The sequence below is a fragment of the Arthrobacter gyeryongensis genome (assembly GCF_039543785.1).
GTDB classification, from domain to species: domain Bacteria; phylum Actinomycetota; class Actinomycetes; order Actinomycetales; family Micrococcaceae; genus Arthrobacter; species Arthrobacter gyeryongensis.
Map to the genome: position 1 here is coordinate 83,450 of NZ_BAABKK010000004.1, position 20,923 is coordinate 104,372.

19 protein-coding genes and 1 pseudogene are annotated in these 20,923 nt (G+C 63.7%); 9 read left to right on the forward strand and 11 right to left on the reverse strand.

Annotation, left to right across the window (positions count from 1 at the left end):
- From ABEA18_RS02885 to ABEA18_RS02910, 6 genes are all read right to left on the reverse strand, one after another.
- The gene (locus ABEA18_RS02885; RefSeq protein ID WP_345447833.1) at window positions 1-1,032 is read right to left on the reverse strand and encodes a sugar phosphate isomerase/epimerase family protein; all 1,032 of its coding nucleotides are present in this window, start codon (window positions 1,030-1,032) and stop codon (window positions 1-3) included.
- 190 nt (window positions 1,033-1,222) lie between these two features.
- Entirely contained in the window at window positions 1,223-2,932 is a 1,710-nt protein-coding gene (locus ABEA18_RS02890) for an MFS transporter (RefSeq protein ID WP_345447834.1), read from the reverse strand.
- A gap of 137 nt (window positions 2,933-3,069) precedes the next feature.
- Entirely contained in the window at window positions 3,070-3,768 is a 699-nt protein-coding gene (locus tag ABEA18_RS02895) for a GntR family transcriptional regulator (protein WP_345447835.1), read from the reverse strand.
- Between the two features lie 279 nt (window positions 3,769-4,047).
- Window positions 4,048-5,118, reverse strand: a complete 1,071-nt coding sequence (locus tag ABEA18_RS02900) for an alkene reductase (RefSeq protein WP_345447836.1) — start codon at window positions 5,116-5,118, stop codon at window positions 4,048-4,050.
- A gap of 148 nt (window positions 5,119-5,266) precedes the next feature.
- Window positions 5,267-6,322, reverse strand: a complete 1,056-nt coding sequence (locus tag ABEA18_RS02905; RefSeq protein WP_345447837.1) for a 2,3-butanediol dehydrogenase — start codon at window positions 6,320-6,322, stop codon at window positions 5,267-5,269.
- A gap of 13 nt (window positions 6,323-6,335) precedes the next feature.
- Window positions 6,336-8,126: an NAD(P)-binding domain-containing protein gene (locus ABEA18_RS02910; RefSeq protein WP_345447838.1), complete on the reverse strand. Its 1,791-nt coding sequence runs from the start codon at window positions 8,124-8,126 to the stop codon at window positions 6,336-6,338.
- Between the two features lie 186 nt (window positions 8,127-8,312).
- Here ABEA18_RS02910 and ABEA18_RS02915 point away from each other — a divergent pair, with 186 nt between their 5' ends.
- Window positions 8,313-9,629 carry a GAF domain-containing protein gene (locus ABEA18_RS02915; RefSeq protein WP_345447839.1) on the forward strand — a complete coding sequence of 439 codons (1,317 nt, stop codon included), beginning with the start codon at window positions 8,313-8,315 and terminating at the stop codon, window positions 9,627-9,629.
- Between the two features lie 10 nt (window positions 9,630-9,639).
- On the opposite strand, the gene ABEA18_RS02920 is transcribed toward ABEA18_RS02915, so the two are convergent.
- The 3 genes from ABEA18_RS02920 to ABEA18_RS02930 form a co-directional block, all read right to left on the reverse strand.
- Window positions 9,640-10,560 (reverse strand): hypothetical protein, encoded by a 921-nt coding sequence (locus tag ABEA18_RS02920; protein ID WP_345447840.1) that lies wholly within the window; start codon window positions 10,558-10,560, stop codon window positions 9,640-9,642.
- Window positions 10,561-10,581: 21 nt separating this feature from the next.
- Window positions 10,582-11,214, reverse strand: a complete 633-nt coding sequence (locus tag ABEA18_RS02925) for a DUF6318 family protein (RefSeq protein ID WP_345447841.1) — start codon at window positions 11,212-11,214, stop codon at window positions 10,582-10,584.
- 242 nt (window positions 11,215-11,456) lie between these two features.
- Window positions 11,457-13,208: a purine-cytosine permease family protein gene (locus ABEA18_RS02930; protein ID WP_345447842.1), complete on the reverse strand. Its 1,752-nt coding sequence runs from the start codon at window positions 13,206-13,208 to the stop codon at window positions 11,457-11,459.
- Between the two features lie 234 nt (window positions 13,209-13,442).
- Between ABEA18_RS02930 and bioB the strand changes: the two genes are divergently transcribed.
- The 6 genes from bioB to ABEA18_RS02955 all read left to right on the forward strand — a co-directional run bounded on the left by bioB (window position 13,443) and on the right by ABEA18_RS02955 (window position 19,017).
- Window positions 13,443-14,471, forward strand: a complete 1,029-nt coding sequence (gene bioB, locus ABEA18_RS02935) for a biotin synthase BioB (RefSeq protein ID WP_345447843.1) — start codon at window positions 13,443-13,445, stop codon at window positions 14,469-14,471.
- A 119-nt stretch (window positions 14,472-14,590) separates the two neighbouring features.
- Window positions 14,591-14,698 carry a biotin synthase auxiliary protein BsaP gene (gene bsaP, locus ABEA18_RS24775; RefSeq protein WP_486303807.1) on the forward strand — a complete coding sequence of 36 codons (108 nt, stop codon included), beginning with the start codon at window positions 14,591-14,593 and terminating at the stop codon, window positions 14,696-14,698.
- On the forward strand, window positions 14,695-16,005 hold the full coding sequence (locus tag ABEA18_RS02940; protein ID WP_345447844.1) for an adenosylmethionine--8-amino-7-oxononanoate transaminase: 1,311 nt from the start codon (window positions 14,695-14,697) through the stop codon (window positions 16,003-16,005). The genes bsaP and ABEA18_RS02940 overlap by 4 nt, the downstream gene beginning before the upstream one ends.
- A gap of 8 nt (window positions 16,006-16,013) precedes the next feature.
- Complete coding sequence (locus ABEA18_RS02945) at window positions 16,014-17,204, forward strand: 8-amino-7-oxononanoate synthase (protein ID WP_425550467.1); 1,191 nt, start codon at window positions 16,014-16,016, stop codon at window positions 17,202-17,204.
- Window positions 17,201-17,917 (forward strand): dethiobiotin synthase, encoded by a 717-nt coding sequence (bioD, locus tag ABEA18_RS02950; protein WP_345447846.1) that lies wholly within the window; start codon window positions 17,201-17,203, stop codon window positions 17,915-17,917. Before ABEA18_RS02945 ends, bioD begins: the two co-directional genes overlap by 4 nt.
- A complete protein-coding gene (locus ABEA18_RS02955) occupies window positions 17,914-19,017 on the forward strand; it encodes a cytochrome P450 (RefSeq protein ID WP_345447847.1) in 1,104 nt (367 codons plus the stop codon). The genes bioD and ABEA18_RS02955 overlap by 4 nt, the downstream gene beginning before the upstream one ends.
- A 145-nt stretch (window positions 19,018-19,162) precedes the next feature.
- On the opposite strand, the pseudogene ABEA18_RS02960 reads toward ABEA18_RS02955, so the two are convergent.
- Window positions 19,163-19,249: pseudogene (locus ABEA18_RS02960) on the reverse strand (DNA-binding response regulator); the annotation flags it as partial.
- 32 nt (window positions 19,250-19,281) lie between these two features.
- Between ABEA18_RS02960 and ABEA18_RS02965 the strand changes: the two are divergent.
- Together ABEA18_RS02965 and ABEA18_RS02970 are read left to right on the forward strand one after the other, a co-directional pair.
- A complete protein-coding gene (locus ABEA18_RS02965) occupies window positions 19,282-20,022 on the forward strand; it encodes a sensor histidine kinase (protein ID WP_345447904.1) in 741 nt (246 codons plus the stop codon).
- 215 nt (window positions 20,023-20,237) lie between these two features.
- The gene (locus ABEA18_RS02970) at window positions 20,238-20,705 is read left to right on the forward strand and encodes a very short patch repair endonuclease (protein WP_284751464.1); all 468 of its coding nucleotides are present in this window, start codon (window positions 20,238-20,240) and stop codon (window positions 20,703-20,705) included.
- On the opposite strand, the gene ABEA18_RS02975 is transcribed toward ABEA18_RS02970, so the two are convergent.
- Window positions 20,647-20,883: a PLDc N-terminal domain-containing protein gene (locus ABEA18_RS02975; RefSeq protein ID WP_284751463.1), complete on the reverse strand. Its 237-nt coding sequence runs from the start codon at window positions 20,881-20,883 to the stop codon at window positions 20,647-20,649. The two genes, ABEA18_RS02970 and ABEA18_RS02975, sit on opposite strands and share 59 nt — an antisense overlap.
- Between the last annotated feature and the right edge of the window lie 40 nt (window positions 20,884-20,923).

The window sequence follows — 20,923 nt, forward strand, 5'->3', positions numbered from 1 at the left end:
CTAGACGCCAGCCAGTTGGGAGGGTACTGGCTGGTTGGAGCCGGTCCGGCCGGAAGGCTGCTGCCTGCCCTGGGCTACCTGGCTCTGGCCGAGGACGTAGTTCTCGGTCTTCGGAAGAACCTGCCGCCGGAGGTATTCCTGGTTGCTCGCCGTGATGCTGAGCCCGTCGCCGCCGTAGTGCTCGGTGCACAGGATGCCTTGGAAGCCTACCGAGAGCGCGAGTTTGAAGGCTTCGCGGTAGTTGATGAGGCCGCTCTCCATCGGTGCGGGCATGGTGATGTAGCTGTCGCGGGCCACGTCTTCGTCGCGGATGTAGTTCTTCATGTGCCAGTAGTTGGAGTACGGCAGGGTCTTGGCCACCATCTCGCGCCAGTCCTCGATGGGACGGTGGAGGCGGATGAGGTTGCCAAGGTCCGGGTTGAGGCCCACGTTGTCCAGCCCGATGTCCTGGACCAGCTGGACCGAGGAATCGGCGGCGCCGAGGTAGGTGTCCTCATACATTTCCAGGGAGACGAGAATGCCGGCATCCGCGGCGTGCTCACCAAGTTCCCGCAAGCGTGCGACGGCGTTGCCCCAGGCTTCCTTGTCCCCCACTGGATCCTTGTAGCCTTCCACCGTCCAGAACCACAACTGCTTTTGCTGCTCGGCGGTGATGGCCTGGTGTAGTCCGAACGAGACGACCTCGCAGCCGAGTTCGGCTGCGGCATCGATGGTTCGGTGGCTGTATGCCAGGTTCTCGGCCCAGTCGCGGGTGTGGATGATGCTGCGGCGGATGGCCGAGATGACCGGGATGCCAATGCCAACGTGCTCCGCGGTCTGTTTGAACTCGGCAAGGCGTTCCTTGCTGAGGTCGCCCGGACGGACCCAGCTGTCCGTGAGGTCTGCGTTGGCAAATCCTGCGTCTTTGACTTCCTGCAGGACCTCGGCCCAAGCGGAAGCATCGGCGTCGTTGATGTGCTGTCCCGTGGCGTCAGTGCCGGGGAACTGGAGCAGGGCCGCGGTGATGGGCCAGGTTTCGGCGGTGTAAGCCATAGTTTTCACTCCTTCGTGGAATCCTGTTTCCTATAGGATTCACTATCCGAGCAAGGCTGTCAACATATTTATTCGGACTTCCGCAGGCTGGCCCCGGCTTTCCGCACCCTTGCCCCGCGTCATCGAAGATCCTATATGTCTTACATATGTTTGTGAAGAGGGTCAGCGATTCGGCGGGAGTTTGAGGGGCCTAGGAAAGAGACTTGCCGCCCCGCAGGGCCGAGGCAAAGGCGGCCACGAGGCACGCTGCAATGGCAAAGGCGAACGCCACAGCCAGCCCTTCGGCGAACGGCCCGGAAATCAGGCTCGGGAAAAAGGATCGGCCTGTGAGGAAGGCGGCGTCCTTGGCCGGGAGGGTGTTCAGCACTTTCGGCCCGAGGAGTGTCTGCACGGGGTTGTAGCCCAGCAAAGACGAGAACAGCACAGACACCGGGGGCAAATGGGCGACCTTGGCGGCGTCGGCGGCGGTGACCCCGTGGGCCATCAGTCCTGAAGTCAGTGTCTGCGGCAGCGTCCTGGCCAGCCCGGTGATCATGAGCGAAAAGAAGATTCCGATGGAGAGCACCATGGCCGAGTTTTGGAATGTGGTGCTCATGCCCGCGCCCACGCCGCGACGGTTGGGTGGCAGCGCGTTCATGATGCCGGCCCGGTTAGGCGCGGCGAACAGCCCCATGCCCAGGCCGTTGACCAACAATGCCAGCGAGAACGGCACATAGCTGAAGTTCACCGGCAGCACCAGCAGCCACAGGAAGCTGGCCGCTGCCACCACCATGCCCAAGGTGGCCAGGAACCTGGCCCCGTGGCGGTCGGAGAGCCAACCGGATATGGGGCCCGCAATGAGGAACCCCGCGGTAAGGGGCAGCATGTAGATCCCGGCCCAGAGCGGCGTGATTTCGAAGCTGTAACCGTGCTGCGGTAGCCAGATCCCTTGCAACCAGATAATCAGGATGAACATCAGGCCGCCCCGGCCGATGCCGGACATCAGGGAGGCCAGGTTTCCGGCGGTGAAGGCACGGCTACGGAACAGCGCCAGATGGAACATGGGCTCGTCTATCCTCATCTCCACCCAGCAGAACACTGCCAGCACCGCGACGCCTCCTATCAGCGCCGTGAGCACCCATGGGCTGGTCCAACCCATGGTGTTCCCGCCGTACGGTTGGATGCCATAGGTGATGCCGACCAGCACGGCGACCAGACCCACCGCGAAGGTTGCGTTGCCCCACCAATCCAGTTTGGCCGGCTGCCTGATCCCCGTGTCATGCAGGCTCAGGTAGGCCCAGACGGTGCCCGCCAGCCCCACCGGCACGGAGACAAGGAACACGAGCCTCCAGTCCAGCGGACCCAGGAGCCCGCCGATGATCAGGCCCAGGAAGGACCCTGCGATGCCGGCAACCTGGTTCAGGCCCAATGCCAGTCCGCGCTGATTGACCTCGAAGACGTCGGTGATGATGGCCGTGGAATTGGCCATCAGCATGGCGCCGCCGACGCCCTGCAGGACCCGCATGATGATCAGCCAGAGGACGCCCGACGTGCCGGATAGCCACGTGAGGGACAGCAGCACGGAGAACACGGTGAAGATAGCGAAGCCGGCGTTGTACATTTTCACCCTGCCGTACATATCGCCCAGCCGGCCAAAGGTAACCACCAGCACCGCCGTGACCACCATGTAGCCCATGACCAGCCACAGCAGCATGCTCGTGTTGCCGGGAGCAAGCGGGTCCACCTGGATGCCGCGGAAAATGTCGGGCAGGGCGATCAGCATGATGGAGGAATTGATGGTCGCCATCAGCACACCCAGCGTGGCGTTGACCAGGACCGTCCACTTGTAGTGCGGGCTGGCAATCGCCCGCTCCATGCGGGCCTGGCGTTTGCCCTTGGCGATTTGGGTCTTTGTTTCCATGACAACCACCCCTTCCCGGCCCGGGGGTCGCTTCGGGATTGTTACTTCACTAAAAACCCTAAACCCGGAGGCAGCACTGGGAACCACCCCGGGTGACAACTTTGTTTCTCCCGGGGCGCCGGGTGCCGGGCGGCAGCTTACTCAGCGGGTGCGTCGGCGATAGCCCGGGCCCGGACCTTGTGCACATGGTCGGCCATGGCGGCCGCGGCCTGTTCCGGGTCACCGCTCGCCAGCGCTTCGAGTACAGCCTGGTGTTCCGCGATGGCCTGTTCTGCGTCGGTGATGCCCACTCCCCCGAACAACCGGAACCGCTGGACCTGGCCGCCCAGCGCGGTGTAGGCGGCAAGCATGAATTGGTTGCCGGACTGCTCGGCGATCAGCTTGTGGAAGCGCTCATCGGCGTCGAGATAGTCCCGGAATTCGACGAAAGACGGGCCTCGAGGAGCCGTCTCCAGGTCCTTCACAGCCTCTCGCAAATCCGCCAAATCCTCCGGAGTGATGCGGCTGCACGCCAAGCGGGCATTCACTGGCTCAATCGCGAGCCTGGCCTCCATGAGTTCGGCAAAATCCTCGCGGGTGAAAACCGGGGCCACCCTGTATCCCTTGAGCGCAACCCGGCGGACCATGCCTGTGTGCTCCAGCCGCGCCAGTGCCTCGCGCACGGGGGTCGGCGAAACGTCCAATTCCCGCGCCGTCCCGTCGATGCTGACCGCGGCTCCCGGTTCGAGCCGGCCGTCCATGAGCCACGCGAGAAGTTCCTCGTAGACGTGGTCGGCGAGAACCTGGCGGCTGACGGGTCGACCGGGCGCGCGGTCCCGTGAGGAAGCGAGTTTCATAGACAAATCCTATAGGAATGGTCACTTTGTGGCGGCTTCGGATGCCCTGGACAGACTCTGAAGCCTCTCCCGCTTGCTCGATGTGTCGGATTCTGCTGGATCATTCCTCCCGCTCGATGCGAATTCCCCGTGTTTCCGGGGTCTCGGGAGGGTGCAACCTCGAATGATCCAGCAGAATCCGTCGCCGCGGCACGGAAATCCGGCAGGACGGTGGCCGAGTGGGGATTAAACCGCGACGGCGGCACCTTTCGCAGGTGCCGCCGTCGGGGTTCGGGGGTTCTAGTTGGCGTAGAACGGGTAGTCGGTGTACCCCTTCGCGCCTTCGCCGTAGAACGTGGACGGATCCGGTTCGTTGAGCGGGAGGCCTTCACGCCACCTGCGCGCGAGGTCCGGGTTGGCGATGGCCGGGCGGCCGACCACCACGGCGTCGGCGTGACCGTCGGCCACGAGCGCCAGGGCTTCATCCCGCGTGGTCACGACACCGAAGCCTGTGTTCACGAGGAACGTGCCGTTGAAGCGCTCCCGCAGGTCCTTGACAAGCTCACCCTTGGGATCATGGTGGAGGATGCTGAGGTAGGCAAGGTTGAGCGAGGCGATGGTGTCCACCAGGACTTCATAAGTGGCGCGGACATCGGCGGGGTCGGTCTCGGCGATTCCCTGGACCGAGTGCTCCGGGGAAATCCGGATGCCGACCCGGTTGGCGCCCAAGGCTTCAACCACCGCGTTGACGGTCTCGATCACGAAGCGCGCACGGTTTTCCGGGGAACCGCCGTAGCTGTCATTGCGGACGTTGGTGTTGGGTGCCAGGAACTCGTGCAGCAGGTAGCCATTCGCCGAGTGGAGCTCGACGCCGTCGAATCCTGCCTCGACGGCGTTCCGGGATGCCGTGACGATTTCCTGAATGACCGAGGGAAGTTCATCGGTGCTCAGTTCGCGGGGAACCGGGTAGGGCTTCTTGCCGTTCGGGGTGCGGACTTCGCCGTCGATGGCTACGGCGCTAGGTGCCACGATCTCGTGACCGCCGGTGATGTCCGAGTGGGAAACGCGGCCACCGTGCATGACCTGGGCAAAAATCCGGCCACCCTCGGCATGGACGGCATCCGTCACTTTCTTCCAGCCGGCGATCTGTTCCTCGGTGACGAGGCCGGGCTGTCCCGGGTAGGACTGCCCTGCGGGCGTGGGGTAGGTGCCCTCGCTGACGATCAGCCCGAGGGAAGCACGCTGCCGATAGTGCTCCGCGACCAGCGGGCCCGGAACGCCTTCGACGCCCGAACGGAGGCGGGTCAGCGGCGCCATGACCAAGCGGTTGGGAATTTCAATCTCGCCGAGAGTCAAAGGGGAAAACAACATGGGCAGTGCCTTTCAAACGGGAACAGGTCCACTGGCGCCAACTGCCGCGCGCCTGCAACTATTCCTGTTGAGACGCGGATCACACGACGACGGCGGCACCCGCCTTCCGCTGAAAGGCCGGGTGCCGCCGTCGAACGCTGCGTTTTTCCTAGGGGTGCACGATGATCTTTACAGCGGTGTCGTTGTGATTGATCAGGGTGTCGAAGCCCTTGTCCACCAGGTCTTCAAGCGCAATGCGTCCCGTGATGAACGGCTTGAGGTCCACTTTGCCCTCCTGGACCAGGTGGATCGCAGCGGCATGATCTCCGCGATAGGCGATGGTTCCCCGAAGGTCGATCTCCTTGAGCACGATCTTCTGCATATCCACCGTGGCCGGCCTGCCCCAGATGGACACGTTGACCACCACCCCCGCAGGCCTCACGACATCCAGCATCGTGTCCAGGACGGCGTTCACGCCCGCACATTCGAAGGCGGCGTCCGCACCGGCCCCCTCAGTCAATTCCAGTACGCGCGCTTTGACGTCCTCTTCGCTGGGGTCAACAAGGTAGTCTGCAACGCCCGAGGACAGCGCTTTGTCCTTCCGGGCGGCGGAGAGTTCCGTGACGATCGTGGTGACGCCGAGTCCTTTCAGCACCGCCGCGGTCAGCAGCCCGATAGGTCCGGCACCCCCGACGACGGCGACCGTACCCGCCGTCAGCTCCGCTCGCGAGACGGCGTGATAGGCCACCGACAAGGGTTCAATGAGTGCGGCTTCGTCCAGCGGGATGTCTCCCACTCGGTGGACCCAGCGTGCGTCCACGACGATCTTCTCGCTAAGACCACCCCCTCCTCCAGCGAGGCCGATGAATCCCATCCGGGTGCACAGGTTGTAGTTCCCGGCTTTGCACGGTCCACACTCATCGCACACGAAATAGGGCTCCACGACCACACCGTCCCCGACCGTTAGGCCTACAACACCATCGCCCAACTCCTCGACCGTGCCGGAGAACTCGTGCCCCATGGTCACGGGCAAGTCCTCGCCTGCCAGCGGGTGCGGGTGGCCCGCGTGCGGAATGAAGATGGGACCCTCCAGGAATTCGTGCAGGTCTGTTCCGCAGATACCGCACCAGGCAATGCCGACCTTTACCGCGCCGGGCCTGAGGGTGGGTTCGGGAATGTCTTCAACCCGTATGTCCTTTTGACCATGGAATCGTGCAGCTTTCATGGGATATGGCCTTTCAGCGAGTGTGGTGCGATGGCTGGAGTTCGTACACGGGGGTCGGCAGGCCCTCCGCCCTGGCCTTCAGCTGCAGGGCCAGGTATGTGGAGTAGTGCCGGCTTTGGTGCAGGTTTCCGCCGTGGATCCAGAGGTTCTGCACGTTGGTGGGCTTCCACATGTTGCGCAGTTCCCCTTCCCAGGGGCCCGGGTCCTTGGGTGTGTCGGAACCGAATCCCCAGCATTTCCCGACGGCGTCCGCCACCTCGGGCGAGACGAGGTCGGCGAGCCAGCCGTTCATGGAACCGTAGCCGGTGGCGTAAATGATGACGTCGGCTTCCAGTTCCGTACCGTTGTCCATGACGACGGCGTTGCCCGTGATCTTGCTGACCTGGCCGTTCGCGAGTTTCACGCGTCCGTCGATGATCAGCTGGGACGCGCCGACGTCGATGTAGTAGCCGGAGCCGCGTCGCAAGTACTTGAGGAACAGGCCCGAGCCGTCCACTCCAAAATCGAGATCGAAACCGGCCGCCTCAAGCTGGGAGTAGAACTCGGCGTCGCGCTCCGCCATCTGCTGGTAGACCGGGATCTGGGCCTCTGGCAGGATCCGGTACGGCAAGGAAGCGAAGAGAAGGTCGGCTTTCTCGGTGGTGACTCCGTTGGCGAGTGCCTTTTCCGAGTAGAGATCGCCGAGTGCCAGGTCCATCAGGGACTCACTGCGGGCGATGTGCGTGGACGAGCGCTGGACCATCGTGACATCGGCACCGTGTTCCCAGAGGTCCGCGCAGATATCGTGGGCCGAGTTGTTCGAGCCGACAACCACGGCCTTTTTACCTGTCCAGTCTCCCCCGCCCGGATGCTTGGAGGAATGGTACTGCTGCCCCAGGAAGCTCTCGGCGCCGTCGAACACGGGGACGTTCGGGTAGCCCGAGACGCCCAAGGCGAACACCAGTTGCTTAGGACGCAAGGTGACCGGTTCGCCGTCGCGCACGACGCTGACTTCCCACTGGCCGCGATCCTCGTCCCAGCGGGCGTTGGTGCACTCGGTCTTGGACCAGTAGTTCAGTTCCATGATCCGGGTGTAGTGCTCCAACCAATCGCCGATCTTGTCCTTAGCCGCGAAGACGGGCCAGTCGTCCGGGAACTTCATGTAGGGCAGGTGGTCGTACCAGACGGGGTCGTGCAGGTGCAGCGACTTGTAGCGATTTCGCCAAGAGTCGCCCGGCCGCTCGTTCTTCTCGACGATGATGGTGGACACTCCGAGCCTGCGCAGCCGCGCTCCGAGGCCGATCCCCCCTTGGCCACCGCCGATGATGACAGTGTTCGGCTGCTCCTCGTAGCCAAGCTTGGCTTCCCGCTCTTCCTTGAGTTCGAGCCAGGACTTGCGGCCCTTGCTGATGTGGTGGGCCACTCCTTGGTCCCGGTTGGGGCCCTTCTTTTCCTCGAAACCCTTGAGTTCCTGCATGGTGGTGAGAAGGGTCCAGCACTTGCCGTTGCGCAGCCGGAGGTGCGCGTGGCCACGGGCCTGGGCGGTTTCAAAGTCGACCCAGGCTTCCGTGTTGGCGGCATCGCCAGTGGCATCTTCGGCGAGCTTCCAGTTGCTTGGCCGCACGTCCGGGAGCGTGGCGTCCAGCATGCGCTTGATCTCGGGCTTGCCCTCTAGGGTCTTCAAGTTCCACGTGAAGGAAACGAAGTCGCGCCAATACGATTCGTCCTCGAACAGTTCCAGCGCAGCCTCGGGGTTGTTGCTGCGCAGCGCTTCATCGAACTGCGCCAGCCAAGCCTCGGCTATGCCGTTTGCGGTCTCAGGCATTTCTCCTCTTTCCATCGCTGACGATGAGCCAATTCCCGGTTCCATGGCAGCTGTCCGGTGAGTGACTCGCATCACAAGTAGATGTCTCAGGGGGTTACAATCGGGTGACACGGGCTCCTCTCCTTGTTCCCACGCGGGTGAGGGCCGTTCGATCCAGCAATTCAATGGTGAGTTGGGAGTTTGCGCATGCGTCATGGCCCGAGCGCGCTGATCCCGGATCCGGGACTGCGCTTCTCCTCTCCGCTGGAGTACGCCAAGACGCTACGCACAGCCCACGAAGCTACGTTGTCCGGCGCCCCGCACCCCCTCCTGCCTGCCTCACTCGTGGAGTCTTGGCAGCGGTCCATCGCACTGGGCATCAACCCCGATCGGCACAGCCCGGCCCACCGCCACGAAGTTGCCGAAGCCCGCTCGCTCGGGGCAGGGCACCGCTTGGCCAGCGTGGTTCCGGCGCTCTCGCAGCTACTAGCCGATGAGTCCGCCGCGGGCCGGCACCTGCTGATCGTCACCGACCACTACGGCGAGGTGCTCTGGAGAATCGGCAGCGGTTCGGCGCTGCGGCAGGCCGATTCACTCGAATTCGTGGAGGGTGCCGATTGGTCCGAGGCGGGCGTCGGCACCAACGCCATCAGCGAGGCCCTCATCTCGGGGAACGCCGCCCAACTCTTCTCCGCCGAGCACCTCGTCCGGAGCCACCACGATTGGGCATGCACCGCAGCACCCATCCGCGACCCCTTCACCGGGGACATTGTCGGGATCCTTGATGTTTCGGGGCCGATCGATTCGGTGACGCCGGACAGCCTGCGGATGGTGCGTTGCGGCGTCCGCCTCGCGGAGGAACTTTTGCGTTCGGAAGGCGCGACGGCGGACCCGAGTCGGCGCGCCGCCGTCGGGCACCCCTGTCCCGGCTCAACTTCAACGCTGTTCTTGCGGCTGCTCGGCGACAAGCCGACAGCAGAGCTCGACGGCTGCGGTGCGCTCCCGGTGACCCTGCGCCGTGCAGAGATCTTGGCGTTGCTCGCTTCCAGGACGCAGGGGTGGAGCGCCGACGAGCTCGCCTATCAGCTGCATGGCGAAGATGGTGCCGCCACGGCCATCCGGACGGAGATGCACCGGATCCGTGCGTTGCTCGGCAACGTGGTGGAGGCGAATCCGTACCGTTTTGCCCCTGGCGTGACAGTGCTGACCGACGCCATGCTGGTCGCCCAGCATTTGCGGGCCGGGCGCGTGCACGATGCAGTGGCCGCCTACTCCGGGCGCATCCTGAACCGTTCAGCGACCATGGCCATAGAGCTGATGCGCGACGAGTTGGACCAGGCCGTCGCCGCGTCGGTTCGGGCAAGCGGCGACGCGGAGCTGATCAGCCGTTGGTGTTCCACAGACATGGGCTCGGACGATTCCGAAGCCGCGATGGCGTTGGCGAGGCTCATGACTACGGACGATTCACGGTTCCAGCTGGTGCGGGCACGAATGGACAGGATCGACAGGGAACTTCGGACGTAGGCACTTCGCTTTAGGGACCGCCCGGGCAGCCCTCGCCGCGTGGATTCACGATGCAATTGTCGGCGTAGTTGCGCGTGATCGACCGCCAGACGCTCACCTTCTGGGACGGCGACGCAAACTGTCCTGTGCCAGGAATCGGCATGTTCGGGCCACCGTTCACGGAATAGGTGCCGCGGAAGGTTGTGGTCACGGAGATCTGAAAGTCACCGGTCTGTTGATACACGTGGCTTGTTCTCGTCTTTTGGCCCCATTCCGCCTCCGGAAGCGGGCCGCCAGCAAACGGTGTTGGCCCGAGACTGTTGCCGTCCCCGTAGGCGTAGATGTACTCCACGGGGGTTGCGACTATGTGGACTCGCTGGCCGAGGAGTGTCACATCGAATTGCTGCTCAACGGCGTCCGCGAAGATGTTGGTTTCAGCGCCCTTGAGTGTGTGAGGGCTTGGCTGGGCCGTTAGCTCCGCCGGCTTGATGGGAAGGTTGCGGAAGTCGCTCTCAATTCTCGCCGAAATCCGCTTCAAGACATCTTCGGGCTTTTCGTCGTACAGGCAAGACGGACCGCTGTTGCCCGATTTCCAATCAATCCACGTGGGATTTGAAATCGCCTTAGGTGCTACCTTCCAGATAACCGGGGTTCCAGACTTCCCATCGGGCTCGCGGGGCGGGCATTGCACCTGTCCGGGAAGGCACTTCTTATCTAAGGCATCCTCGTCAACCTGGCATTGGAGCTCTGCCTTGTATTGGTTCGGGTCGTCGCTGACGAAGTTTGGAGGGGACGGGATAAATTCGCCGGTTTGGGGGTCACGGATCCAGTTTGCCGTGACTTCGATTCCACCTTGTTGGTAGCCCGAAGATATGCGGTCGTCGCCATTCGCTGTTGCGGGCTCGGCAGGACTGACCAGTATGCCAGACAGCGCGATTGCCAAAATTATCAACTTCCGCGGATTCATTCCGCTCTACCGAATCAGTCCGAGGTCTTTGACCTTCCAAGAACCTGACTCGAAAGCGGCAATCATGCCTGATGCGCTGTTCGATGGCGGCGTTGGAGTCTGCCCCACGCTTCCATCCGCATCGTAGTAGTCAATCTGGCTTTGGATCGTCTGAATCGTCACTTGCTGAGAAAGCGCCTCGGATTTGAAGTTTGCTTCAACTGACGGAGTTGTCATATTGCCACCGACAACCCATCGTCCTTTTACATATGCGGATTCGAGACCCTGTTTGATTCGATTACAGAAGACGCACTCCGCGGATGTCATGGCTGACCAAGCGGACAGGTCCCCAGTCTCATAAGCGTATGAAAGCGCCTGGAACCAGTACCTCGCAAACGCCTCCACGCCTTCCTTGCTGTTCGCTTTTGCCGCCTCCGGCAACACGGGAACCGGCACGTTCTCCGCTTTGCCCTTGGCGTCCGCGGGTTTATAAACAGCCGTCGGGGGCGGAGAGGGAGTAGCAGTGACGCTGGCTGAAACCGAGACAGTAGGTGACGCAGACTGCGGCTGGGTAGTGTTCACGCAGGCGGTCAGCGTCAACGCCATCGCAAGGCTGACAATCATGAAAAAGCGAGCAGAAACCGAGGTGCGTGGAGTCATGGTTTGCTATCCCCAAATAGGCTTCAAGACTAAACGTTTCCAAAAATGGTAGCTTAATCGCCCATCTTGGCGGGAAAGTTATCCACAGGTTCCCATTGACTACCCCGCATCGCATAACCAGCGCGGCTCAGCACAACCAGCGCGGCCCAACACAACAAACACAAGCCAAAGGCCCCGACGACGGGACCGCGGCCAGGCCGCCCATCCGTCGTCGAGGCCTATGGAACCTGTCGAACTCCCGCCTACTTATTAGCCGGCAGGACCAACTCCCCCGTCTTATCCGTCGACAAAGCGAGCGAAGAGATGAACTGCGGTTCGCCGTCGGGCCCGTCTTGAGCCGAGCGGATCATGTCCGGACGCTCGAACTCCAGTCCCGTGACGTGACACAAGAGCTTGGCGTCGCTCGGGTTGCCGTCGGCGTCGAACATGGGCAGATCGATTCCGTCGTCGGAGCGGCGCAGGTAGTACTTCCCGCGAGTCAACAAGGCCAGCGCGGGCGGCAGCACAAGCGCCAGCCCGACAGCGAAGATCGGCGAATATGGCTGCACAGCGAAGCCGAAAGCGCCGAAGAACACCGCAATCGAGACAACGGCCGAAACCAGCATCGAGATGAAGCCGACCGGGTTGACGGCGTAAAGCATGCCGCGGCGGAATTCGGGAACCTTGGGCGAAATTTTGAGCAAGTACTTATTGATTGCAATATCGGACGCAACGGTAACCACCCAGGCCATGGCGCAATTCGCGTAGAAGCCAAGGATCGTATTGAGGAATTCGAACATGTTTGCTTCCATCAGCACCAGCGCAATCACCAGGTTGACCACCACAAACACCATCCGGCCCGGGTAGCTCTTGGTGATGCGCGTGAAGCTGTTGGTCCACGCGAGCGAGCCGGAGTAGGCGTTGGTCACGTTGATCTTGATTTGCGAAATGACCACGAGCACCACGGCCAAAGCCATCGCCAACCAGGCCGGCATCATTTCCTGGTACACGCCAAGGAATTGATGCACGGGCTCATTTGCGTGGACGGACGCCGCCGGATCCAGCGTCGCAATGAGATAGATGGCAATGAACATGCCCACGATCTGCTTGATCGCGCCGAAGATCACCCAGCCCGGACCGGCCAGGATCACGGCCCGCCACCAGGCACCGCGGTTCTCGGCTGTCTTGGGCGGCATGAAGCGCAAGTAATCGATCTGTTCGGCGATCTGCGCCATGAGTGACAAACAAACACCGGCGGCCAGCATCACGGAGGCCAGATTGGTGCCTTCAGCGCCGGACTTGCCCGTGAAAGCGAAGAAGTCCCCGATGCTGTCCGGGTGCGAAATCACCAAATACCCCACGGGAACCACCATGAGCAGGAGCCACAACGGGGTGGTCCACACCTGCAGCTTGGACAGGGCCTTCATCCCGTAAATCACCAGGGGAATGACAATAAGCGTAGACGCCGCATAACCGAGCCACTGCGGAATCCCCAGCCCAAGTTCCAGCCCTTGCGCCATGATGGAACCCTCGAGCGCGAAGAAGATGAACGTGAAGGTCGCGAAAATAACGTTCGTGACCACCGAGCCGTAATAACCGAATCCGGAGCCCCTGGTGATGAGGTCAAGGTCGATGTTGTAGCGCGCCGCGTAATAGGCCAAGGGAAATCCGGTGGCGAAAATGACCACAGCCGCCACCACAATTCCGAAAATAGCGTTCACGGTGCCGTACGAAATACCGATGTTCGCGCCGATCGAGAAATCAGCCAAATAGGCGATTCCACCGAGCGCACTCGTCGCCACCACGCCCGCACCCCACTTGCGGTAAGACCGTGGCGCGAACCTGAGGGTGTAGTCCTCGAGGCTCTCCTTCGCTGCGCTCATCGCATCGGCATTACCCGTCGCGCGGCCCCCTGCGCCTAGCGCCTCGGAAGGTTCGACGACGGCGACCCCCACCGGGGAGCCACCCGCCGTCGGGGGTTCAAGCACTTGAGTTGTCTTCGAATCGTCAGTCATCCCCGCAACTTCCTTTGTCTGGACATGTTTCCCCTCTGAACATGGCCTTGACGCTATCGGCGGGATGAAACCACGGAGTCTCCACGATGTTTCCGGGCTGTAACTTATCCAGCGAGCTGGCCGCCAAGATTGCAGCGTCGGGTTTGTGGACGTCCAACAAAATCACGTCCACACAAGCCCACTACCGTCATGAAGGAACGCACCATCCCCCGCAAGTAACGGCCGAGGAGCATCATGACCACCCAGCCAAACCCAAGGCGTACGTCCACATATCCGATCCTGGAAACAGCGCGCGAGCAGGTCCTCGCGAAAGGCGAAGGCCTCAGCGAATCCCAACTGCTCGAGATCCTGGAGCTTCCGGACGCAGCAATCCCGGAGGCCCTGCAGCTTGCCCACGAAGTCCGACTCGAGCATTGCGGGGAGGACGTGGAAGTAGAGGGAATCATCTCCATCAAGACCGGAGGATGCCCCGAGGACTGCCATTTCTGCAGCCAATCGGGCTTGTTCGACAGTCCGGTCCGCGGCGTCTGGCTCGACATCCCCGAGCTGGTGAAGGCCGCCAAGGAAACCGCCGCCACCGGGGCCACGGAGTTCTGCATCGTCGCAGCCGTCCGTGGACCGGACATCAAACTCATGAACCAGATCAAGTTCGCGATCGACCGCATCAACGCGGAAGTGGACATCAACATCGCCTGTTCCTTGGGCATGCTCACCCAGCGCCAAGTGGACCAACTCGCCGAGTGGGGCGTGCACCGCTACAACCACAACCTCGAAACCGCGCGCAGCTACTTCCCCGAAGTCGTCACCACCCATACCTACGAGGAACGCCTCGAAACCTGCAACATGGTCAAGGCGGCCGGCATGGAACTTTGCTGCGGTGCCCTGATCGGCATGGGTGAAACCACCGCCCAGCGGGCAGAACTCGCGAGCCAGCTCGCGGCCCTCGAACCCCACGAAGTCCCGCTGAACTTCCTCAATCCGCGCCCCGGGACTCCCCTCGAAAACCAAGGAATCATGGACGGCAAGGACGCCCTCCGCGCGATCGCGGCGTTCCGCCTCGCCATGCCGCGGACCGTGCTGCGTTACGCGGGCGGACGGGAACTGACCCTGGGCGACCTCGGCACGCGCGAAGGCCTCATGGGCGGCATCAACGCCGTGATCGTCGGCAACTACCTCACCACCCTGGGCCGTCCCGCCGACGCCGACCTCAACCTCCTCGTGGAGCTGAACATGCCCATCAAGGAACTCCAGAAGTCGCTGTGAGCACGATTGAGACGGCAAGCTTCTGCGGCCACTGCGGTGAGCCCGCCTCAGAAGGCGGAACCCGTCAAGGTGAGCGCCCGACGTCGGACGCTCACCAGGGCTGCCAGCAGCGCCTCGCGATGGAGCCTCCCCGCTATTGCGCCCAATGCCGCCGCCGCATGAAAGTCCAGGTCACGCCACTCGGCTGGACCGCCGAATGCTCGCGCCACGGAAGGCTGACAACATGAGCCTCATCCAGCGAGACCGGGAGAGCCTCTGGCATCCGTACGCTCCGGCGTCGGGAACGCTGCCGTTGTGGGAAGTCGAAGACGCCGACGGCGTGACGCTGCGGCTCCGCGACGAAACCGGCCAGCGCCATGAGGTGCTCGATGCCATGTCCTCCTGGTGGGCAGTCATCCACGGGTACCGGAACCCCGCCCTGGATGCCGCGGCGAAGCGCCAACTAGCTACATTCAGCCATGTGATGTTCGGCGGCCTCACCCATGAGCCCGCCGTCGAACTGGCCGAACGGCTGGTCGCCATGGCCCCTTCCGCGGCGGACCGGCCACGGCTGGAGCGGGTTTTCCTCGCGGATTCGGGATCGGTGTCCGTCGAGGTGGCGCTCAAGCTCGCGGTGCAGTTCCAGACCGCTTCGGGGTTCCCCAACAGGCAACGGTTCCTCAGCATCCGCGGCGGCTACCATGGCGACACCTTCGCGGCGATGGGCGTCTGCGACCCCGTGGACGGCATGCATTCGACGTTCCCCGGGCTGCTGGCCGCCAATGTGTTCGCAGCGAGGCCACCCGCCGCGGGCGCGCCACCCGAGGAAATCGCGGAGTGGTGTGCGCACGTCGAGGACCTCGCGGCGCAACATGCCAACGAACTCGCCGCGATCATCGTGGAGCCGGTGCTTCAAGGCGCCGGCGGCATGTTCATCTATGCCGCCGAATGCCTGCGCATCCTCCGCGACATCGCCGACAGACACGGGATCCTCCTGATCCTCGACGAGATTGCCACCGGCTTCGGCCGCACGGGTGAGCTGTTCGCCGCGCAACATGCCGGCGTGGTACCGGACATCATGTGCGTCGGCAAAGCCCTCACCGGTGGTTACCTCACGCTCGCCGCGACGCTCTGCACGGGCGAGGTGGCGGCCCGCGTTTCGAGCGGCGGCGCGGGTGCCTTGCTGCACGGCCCGACGTTCATGGGCAATCCGCTTGCGTGCTCAGTTGCCAACGCGAGCCTGGGAATTCTCGACGACGGCACCTGGCGCAGCGATGTGGCCCGGATCGGCTCGGGGCTCGCGGCCGGTCTCGAAGCCGCCAACGCGTTCGACGCCGTCAAGGAGGTCCGCACGATCGGTGCGGTGGGCGTCATCGAGTTGAATACGGAAGTGGACGTCGCCGCAGTGACGAGTGCCGCCGTCGGGCACGGCGTTTGGGTGCGGCCGTTCCGGAACCTTGTTTACGCGATGCCGCCCTACATCAGCTCCGCCGAGGAGGTCCGGCGGATGGCCGAAGGCATGGTGGCGGCCGTGGCCGAGGTACACGGCCCATGAGCAGCTCCATGACTGCGTGGTTGGAACAGCAGGCCGCGGTCCGCGAGCGCCGGGGCCTCGTCCGCACTCCCGTGACGCGCATCGGCGAGGACTCCGCGGTGGACCTGGCGAGCAACGACTATCTTGGACTCGCGACGGACCCGAGACTGGCAGAGGCCGCCCGCGAAGCGATCGGCCGTTGGGGAACCGGTGCCACGTCCTCGCGACTGGTTGCCGGTACCACTGCGCTGCACCTGGAGCTCGAATCCGAGCTTGCGGGCCTCACCGGCATGGAATCGGCGTTGGTCTTCTCGTCCGGATACCTGGCCAATCTGGGCGTCATCACCGCGCTCGGCGGCCCCGGGACCCTCATCGTGGCCGACGAACATTGCCACGCTTCGCTGATTGACGGTTTCCGCTTGAGCCGATCGAGGGTGGAAACGGTCCCGCACAACGATCTCGGCGCAACCGAGCACCATCTGCGGACCCGCGCGGAACCCCGGGCCCTGGTCGTGGTCGAGTCCATCTACAGCGTCTTCGGCGACGCCGCCCCGCTCCCCCAGCTGTTGGCACTGGCCGAAGAGCACGACGCGACGCTCATCGTGGACGAGGCCCACAGCCTCGGCGTTGCGGGCCACGCCGCGTTCGAGGGCCACGGCTCGGTGGCGGGAACGGACCTCTCGGGCCACCCCAACGTGGTGCTGACCGCGACCCTTTCCAAGTCCCTCGGCAGCCAGGGTGGTGCCGTGCTTGGCAGTTTCCTGCTCCGCGAACACCTCCTCAACAGGGCCCGCAGTTTTATTTTCGACACCGGGCTCGCACCAGCCTCGGCTGCCGCAGCGCTGGCCGCCGCCGGAATCATCCGCGCTGAACCTTGGCGTGCGGCGGCCGTCCATCGGAACGCGGCCAGCCTCACAGCGGGACTGGCACCCGCGCTACACGCGCCAACACTACAGCGGCGGGGCCCCGCCGTCGGGCCCGCTGGCGCGTCGCTTGAAACAGCCGGTGCCGTGCAATCCATCCCCATGTCCTCGGCCGCTGCCGCGCTTGCGGCGAGCCAGGCGGCACACGTGGCGGGTGTCCGCGTCGGCTGCTTCCGGCCGCCATCGGTTCCCGACGGCGTCTCGCGCCTCCGGCTGACGGCCCGCGCCACCCTCACGCCCGACGACATCGACTACGCGTGCGCAACGTTGCGACGCATCCTGGAGGAAACGCCATGAAACTGCCACACATCGTGCTGGTCACCGGAACGGACACCAGCGTCGGCAAGACCGTCACGACGGCGGCGCTTGCGTCCGCACTGCAAGCGGACGGCCGCTCGGTGGCCGTGTACAAACCGTGCCAGAGCGGCGCCGGGGCGGGCGACTCCGACTGTGCCGAAATCACCCGCCTGGCCGGACCGCTCACGTCCGAGGCCGGCGTCGTGCTCCGAGAACCCCTCGCCCCTGTGCCCGCAGCGGCGCTGGACGGAGTCACGTTGCCGCCGCTGTCGGCGCATGCAGCGCGCGTCCGCGAACTGGCCAGCACGCATGACCATGTCCTCGTGGAGGGTTCCGGCGGCCTCCTCGTGGAGTTGGCCCCCGACGGCGGAACGCTGGCAGATCTGGGCAGTCACCTTGGGAACGATGCGACTTTTGTGGTGGTTGCCCGTCCCGCCTTGGGAACCCTCAACCACACGGCACTGACTCTCGAGGCCCTTGACCGCAGGGACCTGGCCATCCATGGCGTGGTCCTGGGAACCTGGCCGGACAACCCGGGCGTACTGGAACACGGCAATCGGGCGACCCTCGGTGCATTGCGGCCGCTCCTTGGGGTGCTCCCCGAGCGCGCCGCGGACCTCCCGCCGGTGACGTTCCGGGCGGCGAGTGTGCACTGGTTGAGCGGTTTGGACTTCCTGGACGGTTCGGACTTCTTGGACGGGGCCTGGTCATGAGCGCCGCTCCTGCCGGCGTCCAGACGTGCCCGTATATGGTGCTGCGGGAGCCTGCTGCGGTGCGGGAGGTCCTGCACCGGCCCGAAGACTTCAGCCCGGCGAACGCCCTAATCGCTGTAACGCCGTTGTCCGGACCGTCATTACGCGTCCTGCAGCGTGCCCGCTTCGCCCTGCCGCCCGTGCTGGCCAGCAACCACAGCGATTCCCATGCAAGCATCCGCAAAGTGGTGGCCGGGTACTTTACCCCCGCAACGGTGAATGCTTTCGAGCCACGTATTCGTGGCATCGCGCGGGATGCTGCAGGGACGGCGGCCGAACTTTTGAATGCGGGAGGGCAGGTGGACCTCGTGCAGGCCGTAGCCGCATACCCGCCGGCGATCGTGATGTTGGAACTTCTGGGTCTCCCCGTGCGCGACCTTCCGGAGCTCAAAGCCTGGAGCCTGGACTCCCTGGAACTCTTCTGGGGCTGGCCGGATCCCGAACGGCAACTGGAGCTGGCACACAGCGCAGCACAGTTCTACGGCTGGCTGCGGGAACTCGTCCTCGAGTCGGTGGCCTCACCCGGGCGGAATCTCTTCAACTCCTTAGCGGAACACGGTCTCAGCACTCCAGAGATCTGCTCCCTCGGCTACTTCCTGCTCATCGCGGGGCAGGAAACCACCACTCAGCTCATCAGCACGGCACTATTCCGGCTTGCCGAAGGATCCACAGGCATTGCCTGGAGAGACGCACCTTCCGGCACCACGGCCCGGGATCTCATCCGGCACATTTTGGCCACGGAATCTTCGGTTCCGACTTGGCGTCGGGTCGCTGCAGAGGACACCGTGCTCGACGGCAAGCACATCCCGGCCGGTGCCGAAATCGTCTTGGAGCTCACGGGGAACCACGAGCCATCTGAACAGGGCGCAACGGCCTACGGGCTGGCGTTCGGCTCAGGGATTCACCGTTGCCTTGGTGCGAAGCTCGCGGAACTGGAGGCCGCCGTCGTCGTGCAGGAAACAGCGGCAGCGCTGCAAGGCGTCCGTTTGGCAGAGCCGAACCCCGAGTGGCTCCGCCTGTTGTCCTTCCAAGCGCCGCGGACGGTGGTGGTCGGCCGCTGACCCAAACCCCAGACGCTCGCTCACATATGACCCCAAAATCCCGGACGCTCGCTCACATCATGTGAGCAAACGTCCGCCACAGACCTCAGTCCGTACTTTGGGGCGTGACCCGGAGACCGTGACCCAGGCCCGCCACGCGAGAAATTCACGTTCTTGCCGGAGCCAACCGATAGCCGACGCCGCGCACTGTTTGCAGCCAGCGCGGGTTCTGCGCGTCGTCGCCGAGCTTGCGAACAGCGCGCGTTCACCACCAGCGCGCGGTCCATGAAGGACTGCGACGGCAGCTATCTGGGTTCAGTGGTCGTTTTCGGCGAGGTCACGGCACTTGTGGACGCTCTCGCTGCGAGTGACGACTTCGTCTCGAACGTTTCCCATGAGTTCCGCACCCCGCTGACGTCCATCACAGGGTACGTGGACCTTGTGCTGGAGGAGGCTGAAAACCTCCCGGCGTGGGCGGTGCAGCAACTTGAGATTGTGCAACGAAACGCTGACCGGCTCCTCTCCCTCGTCTCCGACCTGTTGGCAGTCCGTTTGGGCCGCATGATCGTCCAGCCACACGCGGTGGACGTATCCGAGCTGGTCAAGTCGAGCGTCGCCTCGGCCGAGCCGAAAGCGAACGACGGCGGCGTGCGGCTTCACATCGACGCCCCCGAACGCCTCGAGGCGCACGTGGATGCCAACCGTATTTCCCAGGTGCTGGACAACCTCATCTCCAACGCCATCAAATACTCCCCCGACGGCGGCGACGTCCGCGTCACGCTGCTGCAGGAGGAGGACGCGGTGGTGTGCCACGTCAAAGACACCGGAATGGGTATGGACAAGCGGGACCAAGCCGATGCCTTCACCCGGTACTTCAGGGCCGGAAGCGTGCGCAATTCGGCCCTTAACGGCGTCGGATTGGGGCTTTCCATCTGCAAGGCAATCGTCGATGCCCACGGCGGGACCATCGGCCTCGAGAGTATCCCCGGCGAAGGAACAACCTTCACATTCCGCGTTCCGGCTTGACCCTCGCTCACCTATGGGCCCTTTCCCGCCAACGCCCGCTCACAAACAAGCCACCCCCGGCCAACGCTCGCTCACAAACAAGCCACCCCCGGCCAACCCCCGCTCACCTATGGGCCCTTTCCGGCCAACCCCCGCTCACATACGTGAGCGAGCGTCCAAGGAAGTGCCCACATACCTGAGCGAGCGTTGCAGGGTGCGCTGCGTAGACTGAGGATATGGGCGAGAGCCGCGACCTGCTGACGCCTGAGCAACGCAGCCTGAACATGTCCAAGATCCGGGGCAAGAACACCAAGCCCGAGCTCTTGGTCCGTCGGCTCCTGCATGCCAAGGGTTACCGGTACCGGCTCCATGGCCGGGCCTCGGGCGGGAAGTTGCCCGGCAGCCCGGATCTCGTGTTTGCCGGCCGTCGCAAGGTGATTTTCGTGAACGGATGCTTCTGGCACTTCCACGATTGCAAGGCCGGCCAGCACGCGCCGACGGGCAACGCCGATTTCTGGGCAGCCAAGCGCAACCGGACCCGGGAGCGCGACGCCGGACAGCGCGAACTGCTGAGAGCCTCAGGATGGGAGGTTCTCACCGTGTGGGAATGCGAACTGCGGGACCGTTCGGCTTTGGAGAATCAGCTTACGCAGTTCCTCGACGGCGGCCGAACAGGAAGTAGCTCAGCGGCCCGAAGAAATTGATGAAGCTCGCGGCCCGCCATACAGCTTTGTTTCCCCTGATTTGGGCCGCAGGTGTCTTGGAAATGCTGCGTTGTGCCGCGATGAGCAACGCCATCTGTCCCGCACCCACCACAAGCACGCCTACCCGTTGCCCAGGGGTCATGTCCTTCCAGGACTTCTTCTTTTTCTTGCCGTGCATGATGCCTCCATCTGCAGTGACTTGCTCTCTCAGGCTAGTC